23 protein-coding genes and 1 tRNA gene are annotated in these 25,652 nt (G+C 63.9%); all 24 read right to left on the bottom strand.

Translation table 11 applies throughout. The annotated features are described in order from the left end of the window. Positions 1-35: 35 nt before the first annotated feature. Complete coding sequence (locus ABEA18_RS14520) at positions 36-1,265, bottom strand: branched-chain amino acid ABC transporter substrate-binding protein (protein WP_345450132.1); 1,230 nt, start codon at positions 1,263-1,265, stop codon at positions 36-38. A gap of 241 nt (positions 1,266-1,506) precedes the next feature. Next, positions 1,507-1,580: transfer RNA gene (locus ABEA18_RS14515), tRNA-Leu, on the bottom strand. Between the two features lie 41 nt (positions 1,581-1,621). Then, on the bottom strand, positions 1,622-2,542 hold the full coding sequence (locus tag ABEA18_RS14510) for an N-acetyltransferase (protein ID WP_345450130.1): 921 nt from the start codon (positions 2,540-2,542) through the stop codon (positions 1,622-1,624). 90 nt (positions 2,543-2,632) lie between these two features. Then, positions 2,633-4,078 carry an NAD(P)/FAD-dependent oxidoreductase gene (locus ABEA18_RS14505; RefSeq protein WP_345450128.1) on the bottom strand — a complete coding sequence of 482 codons (1,446 nt, stop codon included), beginning with the start codon at positions 4,076-4,078 and terminating at the stop codon, positions 2,633-2,635. A gap of 71 nt (positions 4,079-4,149) precedes the next feature. After that, positions 4,150-5,547, bottom strand: a complete 1,398-nt coding sequence (locus ABEA18_RS14500; RefSeq protein WP_345450126.1) for a S8 family serine peptidase — start codon at positions 5,545-5,547, stop codon at positions 4,150-4,152. 16 nt (positions 5,548-5,563) lie between these two features. Beyond that, positions 5,564-6,511, bottom strand: coding sequence for a Ppx/GppA phosphatase family protein (locus ABEA18_RS14495; protein ID WP_345450124.1), 948 nt, complete (start codon positions 6,509-6,511; stop codon positions 5,564-5,566). Next, positions 6,508-7,212 carry a DUF501 domain-containing protein gene (locus tag ABEA18_RS14490; protein ID WP_345450122.1) on the bottom strand — a complete coding sequence of 235 codons (705 nt, stop codon included), beginning with the start codon at positions 7,210-7,212 and terminating at the stop codon, positions 6,508-6,510. The genes ABEA18_RS14495 and ABEA18_RS14490 overlap by 4 nt, the downstream gene beginning before the upstream one ends. 68 nt (positions 7,213-7,280) lie before the next feature. Continuing rightward, the gene (locus tag ABEA18_RS14485) at positions 7,281-8,018 is read right to left on the bottom strand and encodes an FtsB family cell division protein (protein WP_345450119.1); all 738 of its coding nucleotides are present in this window, start codon (positions 8,016-8,018) and stop codon (positions 7,281-7,283) included. A gap of 157 nt (positions 8,019-8,175) precedes the next feature. Then, the gene (gene eno / locus ABEA18_RS14480; RefSeq protein ID WP_345450117.1) at positions 8,176-9,456 is read right to left on the bottom strand and encodes a phosphopyruvate hydratase; all 1,281 of its coding nucleotides are present in this window, start codon (positions 9,454-9,456) and stop codon (positions 8,176-8,178) included. A 93-nt stretch (positions 9,457-9,549) separates the two neighbouring features. Then, positions 9,550-10,260, bottom strand: a complete 711-nt coding sequence (locus tag ABEA18_RS14475) for a MazG nucleotide pyrophosphohydrolase domain-containing protein (RefSeq protein ID WP_425550534.1) — start codon at positions 10,258-10,260, stop codon at positions 9,550-9,552. 13 nt (positions 10,261-10,273) lie between these two features. Then, positions 10,274-11,428, bottom strand: coding sequence for an adenosine deaminase (locus tag ABEA18_RS14470; RefSeq protein ID WP_345450115.1), 1,155 nt, complete (start codon positions 11,426-11,428; stop codon positions 10,274-10,276). A gap of 28 nt (positions 11,429-11,456) precedes the next feature. Then, positions 11,457-12,146 (bottom strand): DedA family protein, encoded by a 690-nt coding sequence (locus ABEA18_RS14465; RefSeq protein ID WP_345450239.1) that lies wholly within the window; start codon positions 12,144-12,146, stop codon positions 11,457-11,459. Positions 12,147-12,381: 235 nt separating this feature from the next. Beyond that, a complete protein-coding gene (locus tag ABEA18_RS14460; protein ID WP_345450113.1) occupies positions 12,382-13,032 on the bottom strand; it encodes a DedA family protein in 651 nt (216 codons plus the stop codon). A gap of 65 nt (positions 13,033-13,097) precedes the next feature. Then, positions 13,098-14,408: a thymidine phosphorylase gene (locus ABEA18_RS14455; RefSeq protein ID WP_345450111.1), complete on the bottom strand. Its 1,311-nt coding sequence runs from the start codon at positions 14,406-14,408 to the stop codon at positions 13,098-13,100. Beyond that, positions 14,405-14,815, bottom strand: coding sequence for a cytidine deaminase (locus ABEA18_RS14450; protein ID WP_345450109.1), 411 nt, complete (start codon positions 14,813-14,815; stop codon positions 14,405-14,407). Before ABEA18_RS14450 ends, ABEA18_RS14455 begins: the two co-directional genes overlap by 4 nt. A gap of 2 nt (positions 14,816-14,817) precedes the next feature. Then, the gene (locus ABEA18_RS14445) at positions 14,818-16,347 is read right to left on the bottom strand and encodes an ABC transporter permease (RefSeq protein WP_345450107.1); all 1,530 of its coding nucleotides are present in this window, start codon (positions 16,345-16,347) and stop codon (positions 14,818-14,820) included. Next, positions 16,344-17,717, bottom strand: coding sequence for an ABC transporter permease (locus tag ABEA18_RS14440; protein ID WP_425550533.1), 1,374 nt, complete (start codon positions 17,715-17,717; stop codon positions 16,344-16,346). The genes ABEA18_RS14445 and ABEA18_RS14440 overlap by 4 nt, the downstream gene beginning before the upstream one ends. Next, positions 17,710-19,260, bottom strand: coding sequence for an ABC transporter ATP-binding protein (locus ABEA18_RS14435; RefSeq protein WP_345450105.1), 1,551 nt, complete (start codon positions 19,258-19,260; stop codon positions 17,710-17,712). The genes ABEA18_RS14440 and ABEA18_RS14435 overlap by 8 nt, the downstream gene beginning before the upstream one ends. 163 nt (positions 19,261-19,423) lie before the next feature. After that, complete coding sequence (locus ABEA18_RS14430) at positions 19,424-20,530, bottom strand: BMP family lipoprotein (protein ID WP_345450103.1); 1,107 nt, start codon at positions 20,528-20,530, stop codon at positions 19,424-19,426. A gap of 328 nt (positions 20,531-20,858) precedes the next feature. Next, positions 20,859-21,878 (bottom strand): NADP-dependent oxidoreductase, encoded by a 1,020-nt coding sequence (locus tag ABEA18_RS14425; protein ID WP_345450101.1) that lies wholly within the window; start codon positions 21,876-21,878, stop codon positions 20,859-20,861. Then, complete coding sequence (locus ABEA18_RS14420; RefSeq protein WP_306961121.1) at positions 21,875-22,306, bottom strand: organic hydroperoxide resistance protein; 432 nt, start codon at positions 22,304-22,306, stop codon at positions 21,875-21,877. The genes ABEA18_RS14425 and ABEA18_RS14420 overlap by 4 nt, the downstream gene beginning before the upstream one ends. A gap of 60 nt (positions 22,307-22,366) precedes the next feature. Then, positions 22,367-22,801, bottom strand: coding sequence for a MarR family winged helix-turn-helix transcriptional regulator (locus ABEA18_RS14415; RefSeq protein WP_345450096.1), 435 nt, complete (start codon positions 22,799-22,801; stop codon positions 22,367-22,369). A 247-nt stretch (positions 22,802-23,048) separates the two neighbouring features. Continuing rightward, on the bottom strand, positions 23,049-24,248 hold the full coding sequence (locus tag ABEA18_RS14410; RefSeq protein ID WP_345450094.1) for an amidohydrolase: 1,200 nt from the start codon (positions 24,246-24,248) through the stop codon (positions 23,049-23,051). A gap of 76 nt (positions 24,249-24,324) precedes the next feature. Then, positions 24,325-25,458, bottom strand: a complete 1,134-nt coding sequence (locus tag ABEA18_RS14405) for a mannose-1-phosphate guanylyltransferase (protein WP_345450093.1) — start codon at positions 25,456-25,458, stop codon at positions 24,325-24,327. Between the last annotated feature and the right edge of the window lie 194 nt (positions 25,459-25,652).

The raw sequence follows: 25,652 nt of genomic DNA, 5'->3' as shown, positions 1-25,652 counted from the left end.
GGATGCTAACCCCCAGCATTCATCTGGGCTCGGTGTTATTTTCCGATGACGCCGATGGGAACGATCTTGCCGTTCTCAACTTTGTAGCCGTAAACATCAGGCGTTGCCAGTTCGCCGGTTGCATCCCACTTGTAGTGCTTCGACAGGCCGTCTGCATCGTAGGACTTGACCCAGGAAAGAAGGTCCGCGCGGGACTGCTTGCCCTTGTCGATACCGGAGAGCAAGACCGTGGCTGCGTCGTAGCCTTCAATGGAGTAGGTTCCGGGCTCAGCGTTGGCCAGCTTCTTGTACTCGGACTCGAAGCTCGGGATCAGCTCGCCGGGGATGCACGGGCAGGTGAAGTACGAGTTCGACGACGCGTCGCCGGCCTGCTTGATGAACTGGTCATCCTTCACGCCATCCGGACCCACGAAGGAGCCGGTGAATCCCTTTCCAACCAGCTGCTGGTCGAAGGGAGCGCCTTCTGCGTAGTAGCCGGCGTAGTAGACGGTGTCTGCCTTGGCGTTCATGATCTTGGAAATCACGGCCGAGAAGTCCTTCTGGCCTGTGACAACCTTGTCGGAGCCCACCATCGCGGAGCCAAGGGCCGCGGACGTTGTGGTTCCCAAACCGATGCCGTAGTCAGAATCGTCCTGGACGAGGTAGACCTTCTTTGCCTGCAGCTTGTCCGTGAGGAACTTCGCCGCAGCCGGACCCTGGACGGCGTCATTGCCGAGGGCACGGAAGAAGGTGGTCCAGCCGTTCTTCGTCAGGCTCGGGTTGGTTGCGGAGGGCGTGATGTGCACCAAACCCTTCTGCTCGAAGATGTTGCCGGTGGCCTTGGATTCTCCCGAGAACGGCAGACCCACCACGCCGACGATGTCCGGCTCGGACACAATCTGCGTTACCGGGCCAGTGGCCTTGTTCGGATCGCCTTCAGTATCGAATTTCTTGAACTGCACCTGGCAGCCGGGGTTCGCGGTGTTGTGCTGGTTGATGGCCAGTTGGATGCCGTTGAAGATGTTAATACCCAGCTGGGCGTTGGGTCCTGTTTCGGCACCGGCATAGGCGAGGGTGGTGGTTGACGGGCAATTTGCCTTGCCATCGCCTGCAGGCAAAACAGCTCCGGCAGGAACGTCGACTTTGGAAATCGCAGGGATATTGATCCTGCCGCCGCCACCCGAGGTTTCGGTGCCGCTGGGGGCAGTCTGATTCGCACAGCCCGCCACTAGCATGCCGAGGGTGGCTGCTGCTGCAATCGCCGAAATGACTTTCTTCCTGTACATAAATAGCCTCCGCGGTGCGTCTGATTCGTGGTCATTCGCCCGAAGTCACTTTCACTTCGAACATGTTCCATGAGAGTACTACCAAATATGTGTCCTAGAACACATATACGCAGGTCAGGATCTAATAACGGTGTGTCACCGTCCAGTCCGGACCGCCCTTCGCATGAACGCGGGGTTAAATTCCTGTCACGGCACAGCTTGGCGCAACAAGGGGGACGGCACGGTTCGCATTTCGCATGCGTGCCCCAGGTGGGACTCGAACCCACAACACGCGGATTTTAAGTCCGCTGCCTCTGCCAATTGGGCTACTGGGGCGCCCGGATAATGGTAACCCAGTGCACACCCTCCTTCGTGTCCTAGCGCCGTTCAAACGGCGCGGCATAACGGAAGGTGCCACTGACGCCGTCGGGCCATGCTTTGAGGGGCAACAGCTGGAAATGGTCTCCCCACCCGGCGTCGGGGGCCATCACGCCCAGCGTGCGGGCGGGTAGAAATCCGAAGCGCGGATAGTACTCGGTGCTGCCCAGCAGTGCGATGCCCGGTTCGCCCGCCTCGTCGGCCCGTCGGACGGTTTCCCGCAAGAGCGCAGATCCGATGCCGCGCCGCTGCAGGTGCGGCTCGACGCTGATGGGGCCAAGCCCCAAAAGCCGGAGCTCCCCGACCAGGCCGCGGGTACTGATGACGTGGCCCACGATCTCACCGGCAATCTCGGCCACGATGCTGAACTGCGGCAAGTACTCATCGCAGTCGAAGAGTTCACGCAGCAGCGTCACTTCGGCAGGGACTCCTTCGACGGGCAGCCCGGTGACCGGGCTGGTGGAAAAGGCGGCAGCGGTGAGCGCAAGCACGGACTCGCGATCCGCCTTCCTCTCCGATCGCAGCACCAAACCCTGGCCCAGCAGTCCAAGCACGTCCATGGCGTGGCCGCGTTCGGCGGATGGAACCAACAGGTGGTCGTGATGGAACCCGGCCAGGACGTTGCAGCTGATACCGGCTGCCGTGAGGGCCGCGCTGACCGCCGCGGTGAGCCCCACAGCTTCCAACGCGGAGTGGATCTGAAGGGTGATCCACGCTGCCACGAAATCGTACGCCAGTCCCAGTCGCTCGGCTTCCTCCCGGCACAGCACCACTGTAAGGCCCTCCGCCTCGCGGACAGCGGCTTCGATACGGCCCTCAAGCGGTTTGCCGTGCGGCCACAACGCGTACACGTAGTCGCCGTCCCGAAGCACGGGGTGCATGGATCTCAGGAGGGTCGTCAGATCGCTTTCGCCAGCCATGCTGCAAGTCTAGGACCCGCTATTAAACGACGACGGCGGCCGCCTCCCGCGTGGGAGATGGCCGCCGTCGGCGGGACTGCTTGGGGTTCGCTACTTGGCGTCAGCCGTGACCGGAGCCTTGGCTTCAGCGGGCTCGGCAGCCGGCGCAGGTGCGGCGGCCGGCTTGGGAGCCGGAGTAGCCGCGGCCACGAAGGCGCCACGCGGGTTGTCGAGGTCCAGCAGCTGGGTGGTGTCGCGGCCCATGGTCATGCCCAGGATCCAGTTGAAGATCACGCGGACCTTGCGCTCGCCGGTGGGGATGGCCAGGCCGTGGTAGCCGCGGTGGGCCAGCCAGGCGAGTCCGCCCTTGAGGCCGATACGGCCCAGGATGTTGATGTTGGCAACGCCCTTCCATTCGCCGAAGCCGGCAACCGCACCGAGGTTCTTGTGCTTGTAGTCGCCCATGGGCTTGTCCCAGCGGGAGGCCCACAGGTTCTTGGCGAGGCGCTTGGCCTGGCGCAGTGCGTGCTGGGCGTTGGGAACGCAGGTGCCGTCCGGCAGGCCGCTGCCCGTGAGGTCCGGGACGGCAGCGATGTCGCCGGCCGCCCAGGCGTTGTCGACGATGCCTTCGTCGCCCGCGATGCGCAGGTCCGGGAGGACACGGACCCGTCCGCGCGGCTCGAGCGGGAAGTCGGTGGAACGGATCATCGGGTTGGCCTGCACGCCTGCAGTCCACACGAGGGTGTCGGCTTCGAACTCCTGGGCAGGGGTCTTGTCCGGCAGGTTGATGAGCTTGAGGCTTCCCTCTGCGTTGTCGAGGGAGGTGTTGAGCAGGACCTCGATGCCGCGGCTGCGCAGGTGTTCAACAACCCACTCTGCCTGGGCTGCGGTGACCTCGGGCATGATGCGGCCCATGGCTTCGACAAGAACGAAGCGGACTTCTTCCTGGCGGATACGCGGGTTGTTCTTGACGGCGGCGCGGGCGAGGTCTTCCATTTCGGTGATGCACTCGATACCTGCGAAACCGCCACCCACGACCACGAAGGTCAGGGCTTTGGCGCGCTCGGCGGCGTCCGTCATGGTGGAGGCGACCTCGATGCGCTCAAGGACCTTGTTTCGCAGGGCGACCGCTTCTTCGATGGTCTTCAGGCCAATGCCTTCGTCAGCGAGGCCCTTGATGGGGAACGTGCGGGTGATGGCACCGGCGGCAACCACGACGTCGAAGTACGGGATCTCGAAAGGCTCTCCACCGTCGGCCGGAGCAACAACGGCGGTGCGGTTCTTGTGGTCGATGCTGGTAACGCGGCCCTGGATGAGTTCCGTCTGCTTGAGGTGCTGGCGGTGCGAGACGACGGCGTGGCGTGCCTCGATGTTGCCGCCGGCCACCTCGGGGAGGAAGGGCTGGTAGGTCATGTAGGGAAGGGGATCAACGACGGTGACGATTCCGCCGGCGTTCGCGATCTTCTTCTGCAGCTTGAGTGCTACGTACAGGCCGACGTATCCGCCGCCGACAACGAGAACACGGGGACGGTCAATGAGCTCAGGGGTGGTTGCCATAACAATAGAGTACAGCACCTTGTGAAAATCTTCACTAACTATTTCCCGAAGCTACACGCTAGCGCCGGGGGCTATTTCGGGGCGCTCGGATCCACGACGTCCCCCACGCCGGTCGAGGTCTCGTCGGGCAGTTCCGGGGACGTCCGGTAGGCGCGCCTCAATTGGACGGAGGCGCCCGCAACGATCGCAACGAAAAGCGAACCAAAGCCGATGACCACCGCGGCCGGTACCGCAGTGTCGGCCTGCGAGGGCGCCTTCGCCGCAGGAACTGTGGGATCCGCCAAGGTGGCCGCGGGTATGCTCGGCTTCGATGTTGACGGAGGTGTGGGGCTGCTGAGGTCCCCGCGCCGATGCACCCGGATCCAGTCCGCAATCGATCCCACCGGATTGCTCGCTACCTCGGGCACATCGGCTTTCAGGGCCGCCTCGGCGTTGAGGATGCCGTACCCGTAGATGGGGTCCTTGCCGGGCGCCCCTGCATCCTCGGCCGTCGACACAATTCTGTTGATGACCTGTTTGGCGCTCATATCCGGCCATTTCGAGCGGATAAGAGCCGCGACCCCGGAGACAATCGGCGCGGAGCCGGACGTGCCGGCCCAGTCTTCATAGCTACCCCCAGGCAGTCCGCCCACGAGCTTTTCCGCGGGGGCCGAGACGCCGATGCTGATTCCCTGCGAAGAAGCGTCGACGCTGGCCGTGCGGTTCCGGTCGAGTCCTGCCACGGTCAGCACGCCCGGAATCGTGGCCGGCGCGCCCACCTGGACGTTTCCACCGATCCGGTTGCCCGCCGCGGCCACAATGACCACGTCCTTTTGTTCGGCATAGAGGAACGCCGCGTCCCAGCTCTGGGGCCAATCAGGCGAGGTGCTGCCGAGGGAAATATTGATGACCTTGGCGCCGTTGTCCACTGCCCATCGGACAGCTTCGGGAATCTGTTCCTGGTCCGTCTTCCCCGCGGGATTCGGCGAACCGAGCCAAGCGGAAACGGACAGGATCTGGGCCTCGGGCGCGACGCCGACGATTCCGTCCGGGCCGACACTGGAACCGGACGAAGGAGACGACGCCGGCGACGGAGACGAGGGAGTGGTCGATGGACTGGCCGAAGCGTGTCCACGCCCTGCGAGGAGCGTGGCGACGAGGGTCCCGTGCTCGGGTTTGGCACCGATGCTCTTCTGACCGTTCGGATCTCCCGCACCCGAAGCATCGGTTCCGCCGACCACCGCGCCCTTGAGGTCGGGGTGTTGCCCGTCCACTCCGCTGTCGATGATGGCCACCTTCACCCCGGCGCCCTTTGATACCTGCCAGGCTGCGGAGATGCCGTACTCGTTGAGCCAGTATTCCTTGTCCCGCCAAGAGTCGGCGAACGCCGAAGGGGCAGTGAGCAGTGCCCCTGCAAGGCTTCCCCCGGCCAGCATGGCGGCCAGCGCGGCCGATGCTGTCCGGCGGCGCCAACTGTGTGGCAACGTCATCAGCGAATACCCATGCTCAACGAATACTCAGCGCGATGCCGTCGAGGATGTCGTGCTCGCTCGAGATGGCAGCCGTGATGGAGCCCTCTCCGAGCTCGGCCAGGCGCTGGAGGATGCGGCGCCAGACGAGGGCTCCGGCGCCGATGACGTCCACGCGTCCGGGGTGCATGTAGGGCAGCCGGGCACGTTCCTCGCGGCTCATTTCCAGCAAACTTGTGGCCGCGTCGCTGATGGTCGCCAGGTCCAGGCTGGCACCGTGGATGAGTGCGGGATCGTACTCGTCCAGGCCCAAAGCGTGCGCCGTGATGGTGGTGACGGTACCGGCAACGCCCACGACGGCGGTGGCCCGGCCCAGCGGGACCGTGCGGGCCACGAGGTCCATGGCTGCGTCGACGTCGGCTTCCGCGGCGGAGATCTGCGCCGGCGTCGGAGGGTCGCTGCGGAGGTGCCGCTCGGTCAGCCGCACGCAGCCGATGTCGACGGATTTGGCGGCAATGACGCCGTCGGAGTCTCCGAGGACGAACTCGGTGCTTCCGCCACCAAGATCCACCACAAGCACTGGGTCCTTGCCGCGCGAAGGCAGCACACTGCTTGCGCCGGCGAAGGACAGCGAGGCTTCTTCGTCACCGGAGATGACCTCGGGTTCGACGCCCAGCAGCTCGCGGATCCCGTCAACGAAGACGTCCCGGTTACGGGCGTCCCGGCTGGCAGAGGTCGCGACGAAACGGATGCCCCGGGCGCCGTGATGGCGGATCAGTTCGGCGTAGTCGGCGGTTGCCGCAAAGGTGCGTTCGAGCGCCTCGGGGGCAAGTTCGCCGGTGGCGTCAACTCCTTGGCCGAGGCGCACAACGCGCATTTCGCGGACAACGTCCCGCAACGGAAAGCCTGCGTCCGCGCCGTTCGCATCCGCGATCAGGAGCCGGATCGAATTGGTACCGCAGTCGATGGCGGCTACCCGGTTCATAGGTTGAGCTCCCCTGCGGCTGGTTCCCCTGATGGCTCTGATGCTTGGGAGGCCTTGGATTTGCGGACCGGGGACGGACGGCCCACGATGTCCGGCAGGCCCTGCGGTCCGTGGCGGCTGAGGTCCCTGGACGGGGCCTCCCCCGCGCTGTCCCACGCGCCGTCGCAATAGCAGCGGTCCGCGGTCCACCATTCACTGATCGCTTCTATGGCCTCGTCGCCGAGCGGATTGACGCCGGGACCGGCGGCCAGGGAGTGGCCAACCAGTACGTGCAGGCACTTGACGCGGGTGGGCATGCCGCCGGCAGAGACGCCTGCTATTTCTGGAACGTCGCCGGTGCCGGCACGTCCGGCAATCTCGTCACGTGCCTGGAGATAGGCTTCGTGGGCGCTCCTGTAGGCCGCGGCCAGTGGCTCGTCAGCGGTGAGACGTTCGTTCATCTCGTTCATGAGCCCGCCGGCTTCCAGCCGCGACACGGCGGCGGTGATGACGGGGTGCGTCAAGTAGAACGTCGTGGGAAACGGGGTGCCGTTGCTCAAGCGTGGAGCGGTCGCGGCGACCAGGGGGTTGCCGCACACGCAGCGCGCCGGGATTTCGACGACGTCGCGCACCGGCCGTCCGAGCTGGCGGCTGAGGATCTCGAGATCGTGTGCTGATGGCTTGCGGGACACCTGCGATGCAGGTGCCGAGTTGTCTTCCACTGGCGCTGCCATCCTTCCTGCCCTGTTTGGCCGCGCCCATCAGGGCGCGACGGCGGCGGGCACCGCATCTAGTCTGTTGCCGAGCGCCTGATGGATTCCCACAGGCCATCCACCCATGGCAGATTGGACGGGCTTCCGGAAGTTCCCGAGCTGGTGCTTCCGCCCGGTGTCCCGGCGGGAACGTCTCCACCAAACACCCAGTAGCCTGCTTCACCCGGCATAACCATGTTAATGCGATCCCGGGCTTGTTGTTTCACATAGTTGGGGTCCTGCCACCGCGTGATCTGCTTCTGGAGGCTCGCCTGCTCGGCCTGTTTGCCGGCAATATCGGCTTCCAAGCTGGAGATTTCCGCCTTTTTCTCCAACCAGATCTTGACTGTGGGCGCGAGCATGATGGTGATCGCGATCATGACCACGGCGAGGGCAAGCATCCGGCCGGAGAACGCCTTCGCGGGCACAGGGCGCGCGCTGTGGTCCTTGTCGGTGTGCGCGGAGCCGGCACCGGACGTTTTGTTGGATGCCTTGCCGACAACCGGGGTGCTTCCCGTTCTGCCCGGAAGTGAACGTCCCGGTTTCGCCGCAGAACCAGCCTTGGATCCGGACTGGCCCGTGCTTTGGGTGCCGCCTTCGGCTTTGGCATTGGACGACGTCCTGGACCCGGCGTTAACCGGGTTCTCTCGCTGGGCAGCGCTTGCCTTGCGGGATTCGCCGAAGTCGGCACGGATGACATGGCCGCCGTCGGCACTTTTTTGGGGCGAGCGGCCGAGGGCATCTGCCCGGGGGACCTTGGGGCGGCGGGTGGCCATGACACTCCTGTAATGCCTGGTGCTTGCCTGGCGGGTTGCTGCGCGTTGCTTGCCTCACGGAGCCTGCGGTTTGCCGAAGTGCTCGCACATTTCGTTAAACAGAACCGGTGGCTATGGTCTTTCCACCATAGCCACCGGTCAGCTGTTTCAGCGGATACTAGCCCTTGAAACGCGGGAAAGCGCTGCGGCCGGCGTAGCGAGCGGCGTCATCGAGTTCTTCTTCGATGCGCAGCAGCTGGTTGTACTTGGCGACGCGCTCGGAGCGGGCCGGGGCACCGGTCTTGATCTGGCCCGCGTTGGTGGCAACCGCGATGTCAGCAATCGTGGTGTCCTCGGTTTCGCCGGAGCGGTGCGAGGTGATGGTGGTGTAGCCGGAGCGCTGGGCCAGGGAAACGGCGTCCAGGGTTTCGGTCAGGGAACCGATCTGGTTGACCTTGACGAGCAGGGAGTTGGCCGTGGCAGAGTCGATGCCCTGCTGCAGGCGGATCGGGTTGGTGACGAAGAGGTCGTCGCCAACCAGCTGGACCTTGTCACCGATGGCGTCGGTGAGGGTCTTCCAGCCTTCCCAGTCGTTTTCGTCCAGCGGGTCTTCGATAGAGACAAGCGGGTAGTCGGCAACGAGTTCGGCGTAGTAGGCGCTCATCTCGGTGGCCGAGAGTGCCTTGCCTTCGAACTGGTAGGCGCCGTCCTTGTAGAACTCGGAGGAGGCGACGTCCAGGGCAAGGGCGATGTCCTTGCCCGGGGTGTAGCCGGCGTTCTTGATGGCTTCCTGGATCAGGTCCAGTGCAGCGCGGTTGGACGGCAGGTTCGGCGCGAAGCCGCCTTCGTCGCCGAGGCCGGTGGAGAGGCCCTTGGCCTGCAGGACCGACTTGAGGTTGTGGTAGACCTCAACGCCCCAGCGCAGGCCTTCGGAGAAGGTCTCGGCGCCGATCGGAGCGATCATGAATTCCTGGATGTCGACGTCGGAGTCGGCGTGGGAGCCACCGTTGAGGATGTTCATCAGCGGGACGGGCAGGACGTGCGCGTTCGGGCCGCCCAGGTACTTGTACAGGGGGAGGTCGGCGGAGGCGGCGGCGGCGTTGGCCACTGCGAGGGAGACGCCGAGGATGGCGTTCGCGCCGAGCTTGCCCTTGTTCGGGGTGCCGTCGAGGTCGATCATGGCCTGGTCGATGCTGCGCTGGTCCGTGGCGTCGAAGCCGATCAGGGCCGGAGCGATTTCGTCGATGACCGCGTCAACGGCCTTCTGGACGCCCTTGCCGAGGTAACGGCCTTTGTCGCCGTCGCGCAGCTCAACGGCTTCGTGCTCGCCGGTGGAAGCACCGGAGGGAACTGCCGCGCGGCCGATCTGGCCATCGGAAAGCAGAACTTCAACTTCTACTGTCGGGTTTCCGCGGGAATCAAGGATCTCGCGGGCGTGGATGGCATCGATAAGCGCCATGGACTGCTCCTTATGGTGAAGCGATTTACTGGGAATCTTGAGGGAAATTCTCGACGTCCTCGTCGCCACTAGCCTAGTCGAGACCGGCCAAGGTTACGGAACAGCGTCGGAACCCTCACGTTTTGTGGCTTCGCCGTCGCGGCCCTGGTAGCGGCGGACGGCACCGCGCAAGGCCCGTTCGGCATCGAAGCCCTTCTCCCTTGAGCCCGCGACGACGGCAAGCAGCAAGTCTCCTAGCGCAACTTCGGAGTCGGGAATCTCCACCGCCGCCACTGGACGGCCGTCCCGTTCCGGGCCGCCTGCGCGCTCTGACCGCTCGGCACGGTCAAGCGATTTTTGCGCCAGGGCGAGGGCGGGAAGGTGAGGTGGTATTCCTTCGAAGGGATCCGAGCGCCCGGGCTTTTCGGCCTTTTTCGCGGCGTCCCACTTTTCGACGATCTCCTCCACGGTGGCCGGGAAGGATTCCTGCAAGGACCCGTCCGGCTTGAAGACGTGCGGGTTGCGCCGCACCATCTTCTCCGTGATGGCGCGCGCGACGTCGTCGAACGTGAACTGTCCTTGCTCCTCGGCGAGCCGGGCGTGCAGCACCACTTGGAGCAGCACGTCGCCCAGCTCGCCGCGGAGTTCGTCGGCAGTATCGGAACCGGACGCACCGGCTTCGATCGAATCGACCACTTCGTACGCTTCCTCGATCAGGTACTCGACGAGCGATTCGTGGGTCAGCGCCCCCATCCAGGGACAGTGCTCGCGCAAAGAGGCAATTTTCCCCAGCAGCACCGCGACAGGACTTTCGGACGCGGCCACTGCAGGAGTCTGCTCAGCCAAGGTTGGCGTAGGCGTCGTTGATGTACTCCACCAACGCCTCTTTTTCATCCAGCGGCAGGAACGACGACTCGGCCGCGTTGAGCGTCAGTTCGAGAAGGTCGTCCAGATCGTAATCGAAGGTCTCCACGAGAAGCTCGAATTCATCGGTCAGCGTCACGCCGCTCATGAGCCGGTTGTCCGTGTTGATGGTGACGTTGAAGCCCAGCTGGTACAGCATGTCCAGCGGGTGGTTCTCGATGCCTTCGCCGAAGTTCGCGATCGCGCCGGTCTGCAGGTTGGACGAGGGGCAGATCTCCAGCGCGATTCCGCGGTCGCGGACCCAGCCGGCCACCTCACCCAAGGTGACCATGCCAACGGTGTCCTCGGCGTCGTCGTCGGCCTCATCGCCCTCGGCATCTTCGAACTCAACGGTGATGTCCTCCGCGATACGCACGCCGTGGCCCAAGCGCAGGGCACGGCCGTCCACGAGGGCGGACTGGATGCTGTCCAGGCCCGCGGCTTCGCCGGCGTGGACGGTAGCCGGAAAATTGTGCTCGGCCAGGTAGGTGAAGGCGTCCTTGAAACGGGAAGGCAGGAAGCCGTCTTCGGCCCCGGCGATGTCGAAGCCGACAGCTCCGTTGTAGCGGTGGCGTACGGCGAGCTCGGCAATTTCCTGGCCGCGGTCCGCGTGGCGCATCGCCGTGATGAGCTGGCCGACCTGGATTTGGCGCCCGGACTCCTCAACGGCGTCCACTCCGGCGTCGAGCCCTTCCTGGACCGCGTCCACAACCTCGTCCAGGGTGAGGCCCTTCTGCAGGTGCTGTTCGGGTGCCCAGCGGATCTCGCCGTACACGACGCCGTCGTCAGCCAGGTCCTCCACGAATTCCTTGGCGACGCGCGCCAGGCCTTCCTTGGTCTGCATGACAGCAATCGTGTGGTCAAAGGTTTCGAGGTAGCGGACCAAAGAACCGGAGTCAGCGGACTCACGGAACCACTGGCCCAGAGCTACGGGATCGGTGGAAGGCAAGGTATGGCCAACGGCCTCCGCCAGCTCGATGATGGTGGCTGGGCGCAGTCCCCCGTCCAGGTGGTCGTGAAGGGAAACTTTCGGCAGGCTCTTCAGGTCGAAGTCAAGGGCAGGGGCGGCATCAACAATAGGCTCAGTCACGTCTCAACTCTAGGGGGACGGAAGAAGCTTAGCCAGCAGGGTTTGAGCGGTCGACACCGGACGCCGCATTAACCGCGGTACCCGCGTCTGCTGCGGCTGCTTCAGCGGAAGCCGCTTCCTTCTTCTCCGCGTCCTTCTTTTCGAGGTGCTTGTGCCACCAACGCAAGGTGTGGTCCACGATGACGCCGAGTACCACAGCGAATGCCACGGCAATCCCCACGCCGAGGAGCGGGTTGTTGTGCACCCAGTGGCCGGCCAGCGATCCAATGCCGATCGAGTAACCTACCCAAGTGAAGCAGGCAAAGGCATCCAGGAAGAAGAAGGTCTTGTGGCGGAAGCCGGTCTGTCCGGCGACGTAGTTGACCGCCACCCGGCCCCACGGTATGTACCGGGCCGTGAAGATGAGCACGGCGCCGCGCTTGTCCAGCTCGTAGTGCGCCCAAGCGAACATCTTTTGGACCTTCGGCTTGCGCATCCATTTCCAGCGGTCCAGGCCGATCTTGCGGCCCAGCATGTAGGCCATGTTGTCGCCGGCCATGGCCCCGACAAGCGCAGTAGCGCCAAGGAGCCACAGGTTGGGCTCACCCCGGTGCATCGCAAGGGCCGAGAGCCCGACGATCGCGGTCTCACTGGGAAGGATCGTGGCAAAGCCGTCGATGAAAAAGAAAACCAGGAGCACCGGGTAGATCCACGGTTGCCCGGCGGCATGCTCGAGCATGTGGTTCATGAATTCCACGCAGGCATTGCTCCTCAAGGAAAGTCACACGGTCGCGTGACATAGATCGCTATCCAGTGTCCCACGGCCCGGGCGACGTTCGCTACGCCCCGGCCGGGGTGGAACACACTTTAAGGCTAGCTCGAAAGTCGAAATGGAAGCATCCACCCGTGGAGGGATCTTCCGGTGCCAAGCCCGTCATACCCAAGGAGGAGATGGCTCCCCTTCGCTACGTCTCCTACACGACGGATTCCTCTTCGGGCTCCCCGGTTTCTTCGCCCTCTTCGGTGGAAGGCGTGGCCCCGCGGACTTTGCTGATGATCCGGTCCACGATGATTCCCAGGATGACGGCCGCGACGATCGCGATGACCGCTCCGAGCAGGTGGTTGTGCTCGAACCATTGGCCGAAGAACACGCCGATGGCCACCGAATAGCTGGCCCACAGAACGGCGGACATGGCCGTGAGCGCCACAAACATGCCGTGCGGGAAGTGGGTTGCTCCGGCTGTGAGGTTGACCGCCACCCGGCCTATCGGGATGAACCGGGCCACCATGATCAGCGACGCGGCCCGGCGTCGAAGTTCCCTCCCGGCCCAGCGGAAGGCACCCTGCATCCTTTGGGAACGCATCCACCGCCATCGGCGAACACCTACTTTGCGGCCAATCAAGTAGGCGATGTTGTCGCCGGTGAAAGCCCCGACGGCTCCTACCAGGATCAGCAGCCACGTGTTGGGCGTCCCGGCGGTCACGGAGACTGCCGCGAGTCCCACCACCATCGACTCGCTGGGAATGGGCGGGAAGAAACCGTCGATCACGCAGCAGGCGAAAACCAGAAGCAAAACCCACGGCTGCCCGGCCGCGGCAAGGATGAAGTCGTTGATGGCTTGCACGGTCTTCCTAACGAATGGCCGCAGGGATTGTCTCCCGGGCATCCCGAAATGCCCGGGAAATCAGCCTAGGAGATCCGGTCGATGATGAGCCGTTGCGCCGGCCGTGAGCCTTCCGGCGCAATGAGCACAGCGCCTTCCAAGGCTTCCTTGGCCCTGTCGAACTTTTCCGGGGTGTCGGTCAGGAGGGTCATGAGTGGCTCCCCCGCCCGGACCAAGGCGCCCGGCTTGGCGTGCATCCGCACCCCTGCGCCGGCCTGGACGACGTCTTCCTTCCGGGCACGTCCGGCGCCCAGGCGCCACGCAGCCACGCCCACGGACAAAGCGTCGAGCTCCACGAGGACGCCGTCGGCCGGAGCCGGGATGACCTCGGATTCCTTGGCCATCGGCAGGGCGGCACGCGGATCGCCGCCCTGGGCTTCAATCATGCGGTTCCAGACATCCATCGCGCGGCCATCCTTGAGGGCGGCCGCGGGATCGGCGTCGTGCACTCCGGCGCAGGCGAGCATCTCTTGGGCAAGCCTGACGGTCAGCTCGACGACGTCTTCCGGACCGCCGCCCGCCAGCACCTCCACCGATTCCTCCACCTCGATGGCATTGCCGGCAGTCAGACCCAGAGGCGTACTCATGTTGGTCAGGAGGGCCACCGTGTTGACGCCCGCATCCTTGCCCAGGGCCACCATGGTTTCGGCCAGCTCGCGGGCACGGGCTTCGTCCTTCATGAACGCCCCGGAGCCCACCTTCACGTCGAGCACCAGGGAGCCCGTGCCTTCGGCGATCTTCTTGCTCATGATGGATGAGGCAATTAGGGGAATGGCTTCCACCGTGCCCGTGACGTCGCGCAGGGCATAGAGCTTCTTGTCCGCCGGAGCCAAACCCGTGCCGGCGGCACAAATGACAGCGCCCACGTCCTGCAGCTGGGCCAGGATTTCCTCGTTGCTCAAGTTCGCCCGCCACCCGGGAATTGCTTCGAGCTTGTCGAGCGTGCCGCCGGTGTGGCCCAGTCCCCTGCCGGAAAGCTGCGGAACCGCCACCCCGAAGACCGCCACGAGCGGCGCCAGCGGAAGGGTGATTTTGTCCCCGACGCCCCCGGTGGAGTGTTTGTCGGTGGTGGCTTTCACGCCGCCGTCGGGACGCCGAAGGCTCGAGAAGTCCATCCGCTCGCCCGACGCGATCATCGCCTCGGTCCAGCGCGAGATCTCGGCACGGTCCATCCCGTTGAGCAGGATCGCCATGTTCAGGGCCGCCATTTGCTCGTCGGCAATGACGCCGCGGGTATAGGCATCGATCGTCCAGTCGATCTGCTCAGGGCTCAGGGTTCCCTTGTCCCGCTTGATGCTGATGATCTGTACGGCGTCGAACGCTTCAGTCTGTGTCACCGGTTCTCCTCGAGGTTGTCGGGACCGAAGGCATCTGGCAGCACTTGGTCCATGGTCTTGATGCCCTGCGTTGTCATGAGTAGCATGCCGGGTGCCCGGAATTCATACAGCAATTGCCTGCACCGGCCACATGGCATGAGGACATTGCCTTTCGAGTCGACGCAATAGAACGCCCGCAATCTGCCGCCGCCACCCATATGGAGGTCTCCCACGAGGGCGCACTCGGCGCACAGGGTGAGTCCATAGCTGGCGTTCTCGACGTTGCATCCGCTGACGATCCGCCCGTCCTCGGTGAGGGCGGCAGCCCCCACCGGGAACTTCGAATACGGAGCGTACGCCTTACCCATGGCGGCGACTGCGGCGGCCTCGAGGGCCGCCCAGTCCACGTCGGTATCCGTGAGCGCCACGGTCAGCCCTTGACGTACGGTATGCCGCTTGCCGCCGGCGGCCGGGACCTGCCCACCAATCCAGCGACGGCGAAGACCGTCAAGGCGTAAGGCAGCATGGCCATGAACTGGCTCGGCACGGGCGATCCGATGATGGTGATGACGCTCTGGAGGTTGTCCGCGAAGCCGAACAGCAACGCGGCCAGGAAGGCACCGATCGGGTTCCAGCGCCCGAAGATCAGCGCCGCCAGGGCGATATACCCGCGGCCACCGGACATGTCCTTGCTGAACGCATCCACGGATACCAGTGTGAAGAACGAGCCGCCAATGCCCGCGATCGCACCCCCCATGAGCACGTTCCAGAATCGGGTCCGGTTGACGTTGATGCCCACGGTGTCGGCTGCCTGCGGGTGCTCGCCGACGGCCCGCACGCGCAGTCCCCACTTCGTGTGGAAGAGGCCGAGGTAAACCACGATCACTGCGATGTACATCAAATAGCCCACGAGGGACTGGTGGAACAGGATCGGGCCGATGATGGGGATATCGGACAGGAAGGGGATGTCCACCGGAGGCAAGCGCCCCGGCTTGTTGAGGCCATCAGGGTCAGCCGTCAGCAGCGTCGAAAAGAGGAAGCTCGTCAGTCCGCTGATGAGGACGTTGAGCACCACGCCGACGATGATCTGGTTGACGAGGTACTTGATGCTGACCACGGCCAGGACCAAGGAAACAAGCGTTCCGGCTACGGCTGCCGCGACCAGCCCGGCGTAGACGTTGTGCGTCACCGTGGCAACAACGGCTGCGGAGAATGCTCCCAGCAGGAGCTGTCCTTCAATGGCAATGTTGACCACGCCGACGCGTTCACACAGGACGCCGGAAAGGGATCCGAAGACGAGCGGCACGGCCAAGGTGACGGATCCTGCGATCAGTCCGGCGAGGGAGATCGACGGCTCATCGCCATTTCCGCCAGCGACGATCCAGACCATGAACCCGATGAGGAACACTGCGGCAAAGGTGCCGCCCACCCAGCGGGGTGCAGCCCTCTTCGCCTGGGTGAGATACACCGTGTAGCCGGCCAGGCCCAGAAGGATCACCGCGGCGATCCAGCCGATGGCCGCGGAAGGGAGCGTGATCTTGGAAACCTTTGCCACTCCGAGCGCGGCAAGGCCGAGGACCACGACGGCGGCGACGGTGGATGGGGGCAGCCAACCCGGTACCGTGCCTGAACCTGGCGCCGTGCCTGAACCGGAGGTGAGGCCTGAACGACGGCGGACGAACCACAGGTATCCGAGACCAACGGAAAGCAGAAGGGCCAGGACGAACGTGACCAAAGCAGCCACACTGGAGGCCGCTTCATTGGCGGCCTCGGCAATGCCGAAGCCTGCCGACTTCGAATTGGACATGAAGCCGAACAGCACGGTTCCCAGGATTGCGAGCAGGGATAGTCCGATGCCGGCCTTCCAGCTCACCAGCTCGGTGGCACCCGTTTTTCCAGGGCTCGCCGGGGCGTTTCCGGCGGGCGTGCCACCGCCGGGCTGAGTTGTTGTGGTGCTCATGCTGTTGCAGCTCCGCTCTCGATTTTTCCGGAGGGGATGGTTCCGGAGCCGGGGCCGCCAGTGGCCTTCTTCTTTTTCCGCGGGTTCAGCCCGAAGATCGCCCGCACCAGCGGCGGTGCAGCAATGAACAGGACGATCAACGACTGGATGACCAAGACGATGTCGATGGGGGTCTGGGTTTCAGCCTGCATCGCGACGCCTCCGGCGCGGAACGCGCCGAACAGGAGCCCGGCGAAGAATGTTCCCCACGGCGTCGAACGGCCCAGCAGCGCGACCGTGATGGCATCGAATCCGATGGAAGCAGCGACGCCTCCGGAGAGGTATTTCTCCGTTCCGGATACCTGCGCAATGCCGGCCAGGCCTGCAAGCGCACCCGCAATCGCCATCACCAGGATCACGGCGCGGGGGACGTTGATTCCGGCGGTGCGTGCCGCGCTCTGGTTGGCGCCCACGGCCCGGAATTCAAAGCCGAGCGTGGAGCGCTTCAGGAGCCACCAGACGAAGACCGTTGCCAGCACAGCAAGGAGGAAGCCCGCGTGGAGCCTGAACTGGGGGCCGAGCAACTCCGGGAACAGTGCCGACTGGTCCAGGAAGGGCGAGATCGGGTTGGTCGAGCCCTTGCGCTGGAAAGCCGGAGTGGTCAGGAGGAACAGGAGCAGGAAGTTCGCGATGTAGTTCAGCATGATGGTCACGATGACCTCATGCGCACCGGTCCGGGCCTTGAGGAGTCCGACGACGCCGCCCCACACCGCGCCGCCGACAAATCCGGCGACGATGACAAGCAGCAGGTGAACCAGGAAAGGCAAGTGCCAGGTGAAGCCCACGTAGGCGCCGAACAGGGCACCGAAAATGATCTGCCCTTGCGCGCCGATGTTGAACAGGCCCGCGCGGAAGGCCAAGGCCACGCCGAGTCCTGCCAGGATCAGGGGCGTGGACACCGTCAGGGTTTCAGTGATGGGGTACAGCTGGGCTGCGGCGTCGGCCCCGGCCCAGTTGAAGATCGCGCCCTGGACCAACGCCACGTAGGGCCTGAAGACCTCGGTGAGCATGTCCCCCGGCTGCGCGAAGAAATAGCCCGCTGTTTCGGCAACTTTGGGGTTCGTCACGGCCATCAGGATGCCGCCGAGCACAATGGCGAGCAGCACGGACAACACCGAGACCATGGCGTTTCCGGTCACGATCTGCCGGAAGACCGAGCCACCGGCGGCGTGCGGGATCTGTCCGCCTTGGCTGGCAGCCGGAATTACTGACGGGGCCATTGCACCGTCCGCCGTGTCCAGCGCGACATCCAGGACGACCTCGTCGTCCAATGTTTCCGGGCGCTCCGGCTCGACCTCGTTTTCCTGCCGAGGGGTATTGGACTCAGACATGGGTTCCTCCCTCGAGGGTCTTGTGCGCAGTCAGTTCTGCCTCATGTTCCGGAACGCCGGCCATCATCAAGCCCAGCACATCGCGGGACGTACCCGCGGGAACGATCCCGACCAGCTTTCCCCGGTAGAGAACGGCGATCCTGTCAGCGAGCTCGAGGACTTCATCGAGTTCCGTGGACACGATCATCACCGGAGTTCCGTTGTCCCGTTCCGCAATGACCCTCTTGTGTACGAATTCGATGGAGCCGACATCGAGCCCTCGGGTGGGCTGCGATGCGATGAAGAGCCTCAACGGCCTGGACAGCTCCCGGGCGAGGACCACCTTTTGCTGGTTGCCTCCGGAGAGCGTGCCCACGGCGACATCGATCGACGGCGTCCGCACATCGAACTCCTCGACCTTCTTCTCCGCGTGCGAAGCGATCAAGGCCGGTTTCATGCCGATGCCTTGGGCGAAAGGCGCCTTGTCGTAAAGGTCCAGGATCATGTTCTCGGAAATGGAGAACGTTCCCACCAGCCCGTCGATCTTGCGGTCCTCAGGGACGAAACCGACGCCGGCGGACAGGACCTGCTTGACGCTCTTGCCGAGCAGTTCGACGTCGTCGAGGACGATGGACCCGGTGACGTGCTGCTGGACGCCGAGGATGGCTTCCGTGAGCTCCGTCTGGCCGTTGCCTTGGACACCGGCGATGGCAAGCACTTCACCCTTGGCGATGTCGAAGCTCAGCCCGTCCACGACGTGCTGGCCATTGTGGTCCACAACGGTCAGGTCCCGGACCTTGAAGGTCGCCTCACCCGGCTGGGCTGGCTTCTTTTCCAGGGTCAGGCTGACCGCCCGGCCCACCATCGCCGAGGCGAGTTCTGTCGGGGACGCCGAGGGATCGGCCGAGCCCACTACTTTGCCCCGCCGGATCACGGTGATGATGTCCGAAATTTCCTTGACCTCACGCAATTTGTGCGAAATGAAGACAATTGACTTTCCGGCGGCTTTGAGCTGCCGGATGATGTCCAGGAGCTCATCGGTTTCCTGCGGAGTGAGAACCGCGGTCGGTTCATCGAGAATCAGGACTTCGGCGTCGCGCACGAGTGCCTTGATGATCTCGACCCGTTGTTGCACGCCAACGGGCAGGTCTTCCACGAGGGCATCGGGGTCAACGTGGAATCCGTACTGCTTGGAAATCTCGGAGATCCTGCGGCGGGTTTCATCCAGGTTCAGGAAACCGGCTGCCTTGGTGGCTTCGTTTCCGAGCGCGACATTTTCTGCGACGGTGAATACCGGAATCAGCATGAAGTGCTGGTGGACCATTCCGATCCCCGCCGCCATGGCGTCGCCCGGACCCTTGAAAACAACAGGTTTTCCGTCGACCAGGATTTCGCCGTCGCTGGGGTCGTAGAGTCCGTAAAGGACATTCATCAGGGTGGACTTGCCGGCACCGTTTTCACCCAGGAGGCAATGGACTTGGCCGGGTTCAACCACGAGATCGATGTGGTCATTGGCTACGAGGGATCCGAAGCGCTTCGTGATCCCTTTCAGTTCGAGTTTCAAAACTCCAACCCATCTATAAAGGATGGCTCCTCGTCATCACCGTGCTCCCAGCATAGTGCTCGGCAAAGGAGTGTCGAAGAGCAAATTGAAGGCAACGCAGAACGCGCTGCCCTTCTGCCAAAACTCGGCTGAAGGGCAGCGCGATGCGGTTTAGCCCGGATTTTTACTTGGGGCTGGACTTCGATTCGACCTTGACTGCGCCGGAGATGATGTCCTTCTTCAACTGGTCAAGATCGCTCTTCATGTCTGCCGGAACAGCGGAGTCGAGATCGTGGAACGGGGCAAGCGCCACGCCCCCGTTGTCGAGCGTGCCGACGTACGGGCTGGGGTCGAACTTGCCTTCTTTGTCGGCCTTGATGACCGTTTCGACGGCGGTCGCCATGGTCTTCTGGACCGAAGTCAGGATGACCGACTTGTAGGCGGGTGCGGTCAAGTAGCCATCCGAGTCGACCCAGATCAGCTTTGCGTCCGTGCCCTTTGCCTTGGCGTCAAGGATCGCACTTCCGGCGCCCGCTCCAACCGGTCCAGCGACGGGAAGGACGACGTCGGCCCCTTGGTCCAGGAATCCCTGGGTGAGGACCTTGCCCTTGTCGACCTGCTTGAAGTCGCCGACGAACGTTCCGTCCTGCTTGTCCTTGTCCCAGCCAAGCAGCTGGACGGACTTGCCCTTCTTCTGGTTGTAGTACTTCACGCCGTCAGAGAAGCCGTCCATGAAGATGCTCACGGTGGGGATGTTGAGGCCACCGAAGGTCGCAACCTTGCCCGTTTTGGAAGTGCCGGCGGCGAGGTAACCGGCCAGGAACGCGGCCTGGGCCGTGTTATAGACAATTGGCTTGACGTTCTTCGGGAAGGTGGGGTCCGAGTAGTCGATGATGGCGAAGTGGCTGTTGGGGTTCGCCGTCGCGATGTTCTTCGTGGCGTCGCCAAGCAGGAAGCCGACCGTAACTGTCAGCTTGCAGCCTTGCTGGACCATCGAACGAAGGTTGGGGTCGTAGTCCGTGTCGGCCTTGGACTGGACGTGCTTCTCCTGGATGCTTAGGTCCTTGGCTGCTGCCTGAAGGCCCTCGTAGCCTGACTGGTTGAACGACTTGTCATCGAAGCCGCCGGAGTCGGACACCATGCATGCGGTGTAGTCCGACTTGGTGGCGCTGCCCGAGCTCGAAGCAGACGGTGCGCTACCGCAGCCTGCCAGCAAAAGTGCAGCGGCGCCCGCAGTTGCGACGCCTGCAAATGAACCGCGCTTTAATGTGGCACGCAGTGATTGCTTCAATTTTCCTCCAGGAAGAAAGTGATTGATGCTACGACAGTTGGTCAATGAGTGTCCGTTTCGAAAACTCGAGTCTGAAATTCTGTTTTCACTGATGCTTCGCAGCACTGCGCCTGGGGCGCACTGATGGCACAACTTTAGTGGGATTGAACACACCCGGGTAACACAAAAGCCCAACAACCCGAAGATTGTTGAGCTTTTGTTACCAAGCAGTAGTGGACCTCCCAGCGAACGGTTCTAGGATGCCCGTTCCCAAGCGCGCGAACTGGCAGCAGATGACCCAAAAATCGCGTTTTGCGGGCATCTGCCGCCAGTTCGCGCCGGGAATCCCTCAGTGCAGCCGGACCAGCATCTTGCCGGTATTGGCCCCATCCAGGAGGTCGATGAAGGCCTTCGGCGCGTTTTCCAGTCCGTCAACGATCGTCTCGTCGTAGCGGACCGTTCCATCGGCCAGCCATCCGGCCATCTTCCCGGCGAACTCCGCGGCGTGCTGGCGCTGGCCGCCCACGAGGAAGCCACGCAGGGTCAATTGCTTTCCGATGGCCAAGGCCAGGTTCCGCGGGCCCGGCGTGGGCTCTGTGGAGTTGTACTGCGAAATGGCGCCGCACATTGCCACCCGACCACCCACAGTGAGGACCGCGAGGGCAGCCTCGAGGTGTTCGCCGCCCACGTTGTCGAAGTAGACGTCAATGCCGCGCTCCCCCGCTGCTTCACGGAGTTGCTTCGCCACCGGACCGTCGTGGTAGTCGAACGCCGCGTCGAAGCCGAGTTCCAGCAAACGCGCCACCTTCTCCGGGGAACCGGCGCTGCCGATCACCTTGGAGGCCCCCATGGCCTTGGCGACCTGACCGACGATCGAACCCACTGCGCCTGCGGCACCGGAAACGAAGACGACGTCCCCGGCTTTGAACTCGGCCACCTTGAGCAGCCCGGCATATGCCGTCAGGCCCGTCATGCCAAGCGCTCCGAGGAACGCCGACGTCGGCGCCAGGCCGGCCGGAACCGGCGTCGCGCTTGCCGCATCCACCACGGAGTATTCGCGCCAGCCGAGCTGGTGCACGACGACGTCACCCACCCTGAGTGCCTCGGAACGGGACGCGATCACCTCACCCACCGCACCGCCGTCGAGCGCTGCGTCGAGCCGGAAAGGTGCCGAGTAGGACTTCGCGTCATTCATGCGGCCGCGCATGTAGGGATCGACCGACATGAACTCGTTGCGGACCAGGATCTGGCCGTCCTCCAGCTCCGGCAGATCGGTCTCGGCCAGCCGGAAGTTCTCCTGGACAGGGCGTCCTTGCGGGCGGGATGCCAACTGGATTTCGCGGGTTCTCTTGGGAAGTGCGGAGCTCATGCTGCCACCTCCACAAGCTTGATGTCGACGGCGATGTTCCCGCGGGTCGCGTTGGAGTAGGGGCAGATCTGGTGGGCTTTGGCCACGAGTTGCTCGGCGGTTTCCCGGTCGAGGGCAGGCAGCGCGATCTCAAGCTCCGCGGCGAGGCCGTATCCCTCACTGCCCTCCAAAGCACCGAAATGGATCTTGGCGGCGACGGCGGAATCAGTCAGATCCACCCGGGCCTTGCGCCCTACCAGCCTGAGTGCCGAGTGGAAGCATGCCGCGTAACCGGCGGCGAAGAGCTGCTCGGGGTTGGTGCCCTGTCCGTTTCCGCCCAGTTCCACCGGGCTGGCGAGAGTGACGTCCAGCTTGCCGTCGTTCGTGCGGGCGTTGCCTTCGCGGCCTTCACCGGAGGCAAGTGCCTCGGCTATGTACAAAGTCTTCACTGTGGTTCCTTTTCCTTCGATGGGATGGACGTGTTGGGATGGACGTTTTGGGATGGACGATCAGATGGCTGAGTGGAGGGCGGCGGTGAGCCGGCCCAGGGTGTCGTGAAGCTGCGCAAGCTCCGCGGCGCTCAGGCCCGCGGCGTCGGCGAGGCGCTGCGGTACAGCCCCCGCCCGGGCACTGAGGGCCCGACCGGCGTCGCTCAGGTGGATCTCGACGCGTCGCTCGTCCTCGGCTGAACGCCGGCGCTCCACGAGGCCCATGGCTTCAAGCCTCTTGAGCAGCGGCGACAGGGTGCCCGAGTCGAGTCCCAGCTCGGTGCCCAGTTCCCGCACGCTTCGAGGCTCGTTTTCCCAGAGCACCAACATCACGAGGTATTGCGGATACGTCAGTCCGAGTTCGTCCAGCACCGGCCGGTAGACCGCAGTGGCGGCCTTGGACGCGGAGTAGAGGGCGAAACAGACCTGGCGGTCGAGGCGGGGGGCTTCACTCATGGGAATAACGATAGCTCACAATTAAATTGTGCACAACTCAACCGCCCCGGCGACGCCCGCTCACAAACAAGCCCACCCCCAACAACGCCCGCTCACAAACAAGCCCAAACGAAAGGATCCTCCTGCAGGTAATCCGCAGGAGGATCCCAGCCTTTCAACCAAGAGTGAGCGAGCGTCCGGCCAGAACCCGGCATTAGTGAGCCGGCGTCCGGCCAAAACCCGGCACTAGTGAGCGAGCGTCGGAGTCTTAGAGATCTCGGATGGTTCGCAGCGCGGCGGCGGCCAGGACCTGGATCGCGAAGCCGAGGGCACGCTCGTCCACAATGAAGTCACCGCGGTGCAGATCGTATTCCTCGCCGCCGGGCGTGTGGGTCCCGAGCCGCATCATGGCACCCGGCAGGTCGGCCAGGAACCAGGCAAAGTCTTCGCCTCCCATGGACTGGGGGGTCAGGACGACGGCGTGCTCGCCGAGTTCCGCACGGGCCGCGGCCTCGATCAGGGCAGTCTCGTGTTCCGAGTTGACGACCGGAGGGACACCGCGGGTGTGCTCGAGATGGACGTCCACCCCGTACGGCGCGGCAACTTGCTGGACGACGTCGTCGAGCAACTCCCCTGCGCTATGCCAAGCGTCCCTGTCGAGGCAACGCATCGTGCCGGCCATGTAGCCGTTGGCGGGGATGGCGTTGGGTGCGGAACCAGCCGCGATCTGACCCCACACCACCGAAACACCGCTGCGCACATCCACCCGACGGGATAGAACGGCCGGGACGTTGACGGCGATTTGGGCCAGCGCGAAGACCAGGTCTTCGGTCAAATGGGGACGGGAAGTATGGCCGCCACGTCCGGTCAGTTCGATTTTGATGGTGTCCGACGCCGAGGTGATGGCGCCGATGCGCGTGCCGATCTTGCCGACGTTGATACGCGGATCGCAGTGCAGCGCAAGAATCCTCGGGACACCCTGGAGCACGCCCTGCTCGATGCAGGACAGGGCACCGCCGGGCATGGTTTCCTCTGCGGGCTGGAAGATAATGCGCACCGTGCCCCCCAAGGGGGATTCCTGGTGCATGGCGTGCAGCACCAAGGCAATGCCGAGCATGCTCGTGGTGTGGACATCATGCCCGCACGCGTGGGTGACACCGTGGTTCTTTGACGCGAACGGAAGCCCGGTCTCTTCGATGATGGGGAGCGCGTCGATGTCGCCGCGGAGGGCCGTCGCGATAGGGCCCTCGCCGACGTCGACCGTCAGCCCCGACCCTTCCAGCCGGCGGGGTTCAAGCCCCGCAGCTTCGAGCCGTTCAACCAACTTGTCCGTAGTGCGAAATTCCTTGAAGGAAAGTTCGGGGTGCGCATGCAGATCCCTCCGGAATTCAAGGAGTTCCGGCAAGAGATCGTCAAGCCACGGCTTCACCACTGGGGTCGGCTCGGTTTCGGTAGTGAAATTGCGCACCTCACAACTCTAGCCATCCACGCCCCCCGAATAGCGAAAGGGGTCTCTTGGTTACGGGCAGCGACGCAAGAGCGCGCTAGAGAACGTCTGTGTCGCCGCTCGCCTTGAGTGCGTCCACCGCACCCTTGACCCGCTGGGCGTGTTGCTTCGTGGTGACAAGCAAGGCGTCCGGCGTATCAACGATCACGACGTCCTTGATCCCGATAAGGGCGATCACACGCTTGGTGTCGGAGACAACCACGCCGCTGGCGTTCTCGGTGAAGACACGGGCGCCTTCGCCCAGGACGGTCACCTCATCGACGTCCCCGGCATTGTTGAGGCGACCGATCGCGGCGAAGTCTCCGACGTCGTCCCAGCGGAAGGTACCGGGCACGACGGCGACATCCCCCGCCGCTGCGGCGGGTTCAGCCACTGCATAGTCAATGGCAATCTTCGGCAGGGTGGGCCACACCCGGGCAGTCACTTCGTCGCGTTCCGGTGTATCCCAGGCGTCGGCAATTTCCTCCAGCCCGGCAAACAAGACCGGCTGGTTTGCCTCCAGGTGCTTGAGCATGAGCGCGACGGGGGCGACGAACATGCCGGCATTCCAGACGTAGTCGCCCGTCTCGAGGTACTTCTTGGCAATGTCCTCGCTCGGCTTCTCGACGAATTCGACCACAGCATGCGCGTTTGGTGCGTCATCTATGTTGAGCAAGTCCCCGGTGCGGATGTAACCGAACCCGGTCGAGGGGTGCGTGGGCTTGATGCCGATGGTGACGATCTTTCCGGCGGCAGCCGTGTGGATTGCCTCGCGGACAGTCTCCTGGAAGAGGTTGTCCGGGCTGATGACATGGTCGGCCGCGAACGAACCCATGATGGTGTCCGGGTCGCGACGGTACAGGATGGCCGCGGCGAGGCCGATCGCCGCTCCCGAGTCCTTCGGTTCGCTTTCGAGGACCAATTCGCTTTCGCCCACTTCGGGAAGCTGGCGGCAGACAGCAACCCGGTGCGCCACACCCGTAACCACCAGCACGCGGTTGCCGGCCAATGGTTCGAGGCGGTCGTATGTTGCCCGCAACAGGGTGCTTCCCGAACCCGTGAGGTCGTGCAGGAACTTGGGCGCAGCAGCACGCGAAAGCGGCCACAGGCGCGTGCCCACTCCGCCAGCCGGAATAACCGCATGGAAGTGACGCAAAGGCGATTCGACGCTTGCAGCGTTTTCTATACTCACCGCAACACCTTATCCGACACTCGCGCAAGTCTCGCTTTGTGGTCTTCGTCTCACCCGCGCGGCGAAAAGACCGGAATTCAGCCGAACACCCGCACTCTCGTTACAAGAAGGGGTGCCTAAATTGAATAAGCTGTGAGCGAAGCCTAGATTTAGGCTGAGCTACGAGTGCTCTCGCAGCTGGCGTTTCCCCCGCA

It is taken from the genome of Arthrobacter gyeryongensis (genome assembly GCF_039543785.1).
Classification (GTDB): domain Bacteria; phylum Actinomycetota; class Actinomycetes; order Actinomycetales; family Micrococcaceae; genus Arthrobacter; species Arthrobacter gyeryongensis.
This window is presented reverse-complemented; position numbering and strand designations above follow the sequence as displayed.

Excerpts from the sequence above, each read along its gene's own strand:
- ABEA18_RS14520 (WP_345450132.1), bottom strand. The coding sequence starts at position 1,265 with ATGTACAGGAAGAAAGTCATTTCGGCGATTGCAGCAGCAGCCACCCTC.
- ABEA18_RS14510 (WP_345450130.1), bottom strand. The coding sequence starts at position 2,542 with ATGGCTGGCGAAAGCGATCTGACGACCCTCCTGAGATCCATGCACCCC.
- ABEA18_RS14505 (WP_345450128.1), bottom strand. The coding sequence starts at position 4,078 with ATGGCAACCACCCCTGAGCTCATTGACCGTCCCCGTGTTCTCGTTGTC.
- ABEA18_RS14500 (WP_345450126.1), bottom strand. The coding sequence starts at position 5,547 with ATGACGTTGCCACACAGTTGGCGCCGCCGGACAGCATCGGCCGCGCTG.
- ABEA18_RS14495 (WP_345450124.1), bottom strand. The coding sequence starts at position 6,511 with ATGAACCGGGTAGCCGCCATCGACTGCGGTACCAATTCGATCCGGCTC.
- ABEA18_RS14485 (WP_345450119.1), bottom strand. The coding sequence starts at position 8,018 with ATGGCCACCCGCCGCCCCAAGGTCCCCCGGGCAGATGCCCTCGGCCGC.
- eno (WP_345450117.1), bottom strand. The coding sequence starts at position 9,456 with ATGGCGCTTATCGATGCCATCCACGCCCGCGAGATCCTTGATTCCCGC.
- ABEA18_RS14465 (WP_345450239.1), bottom strand. The coding sequence starts at position 12,146 with ATGCTCGAGCATGCCGCCGGGCAACCGTGGATCTACCCGGTGCTCCTG.
- ABEA18_RS14445 (WP_345450107.1), bottom strand. The coding sequence starts at position 16,347 with ATGAGCACCACAACAACTCAGCCCGGCGGTGGCACGCCCGCCGGAAAC.
- ABEA18_RS14440 (WP_425550533.1), bottom strand. The coding sequence starts at position 17,717 with ATGTCTGAGTCCAATACCCCTCGGCAGGAAAACGAGGTCGAGCCGGAG.
- ABEA18_RS14425 (WP_345450101.1), bottom strand. The coding sequence starts at position 21,878 with ATGAGCTCCGCACTTCCCAAGAGAACCCGCGAAATCCAGTTGGCATCC.
- ABEA18_RS14415 (WP_345450096.1), bottom strand. The coding sequence starts at position 22,801 with ATGAGTGAAGCCCCCCGCCTCGACCGCCAGGTCTGTTTCGCCCTCTAC.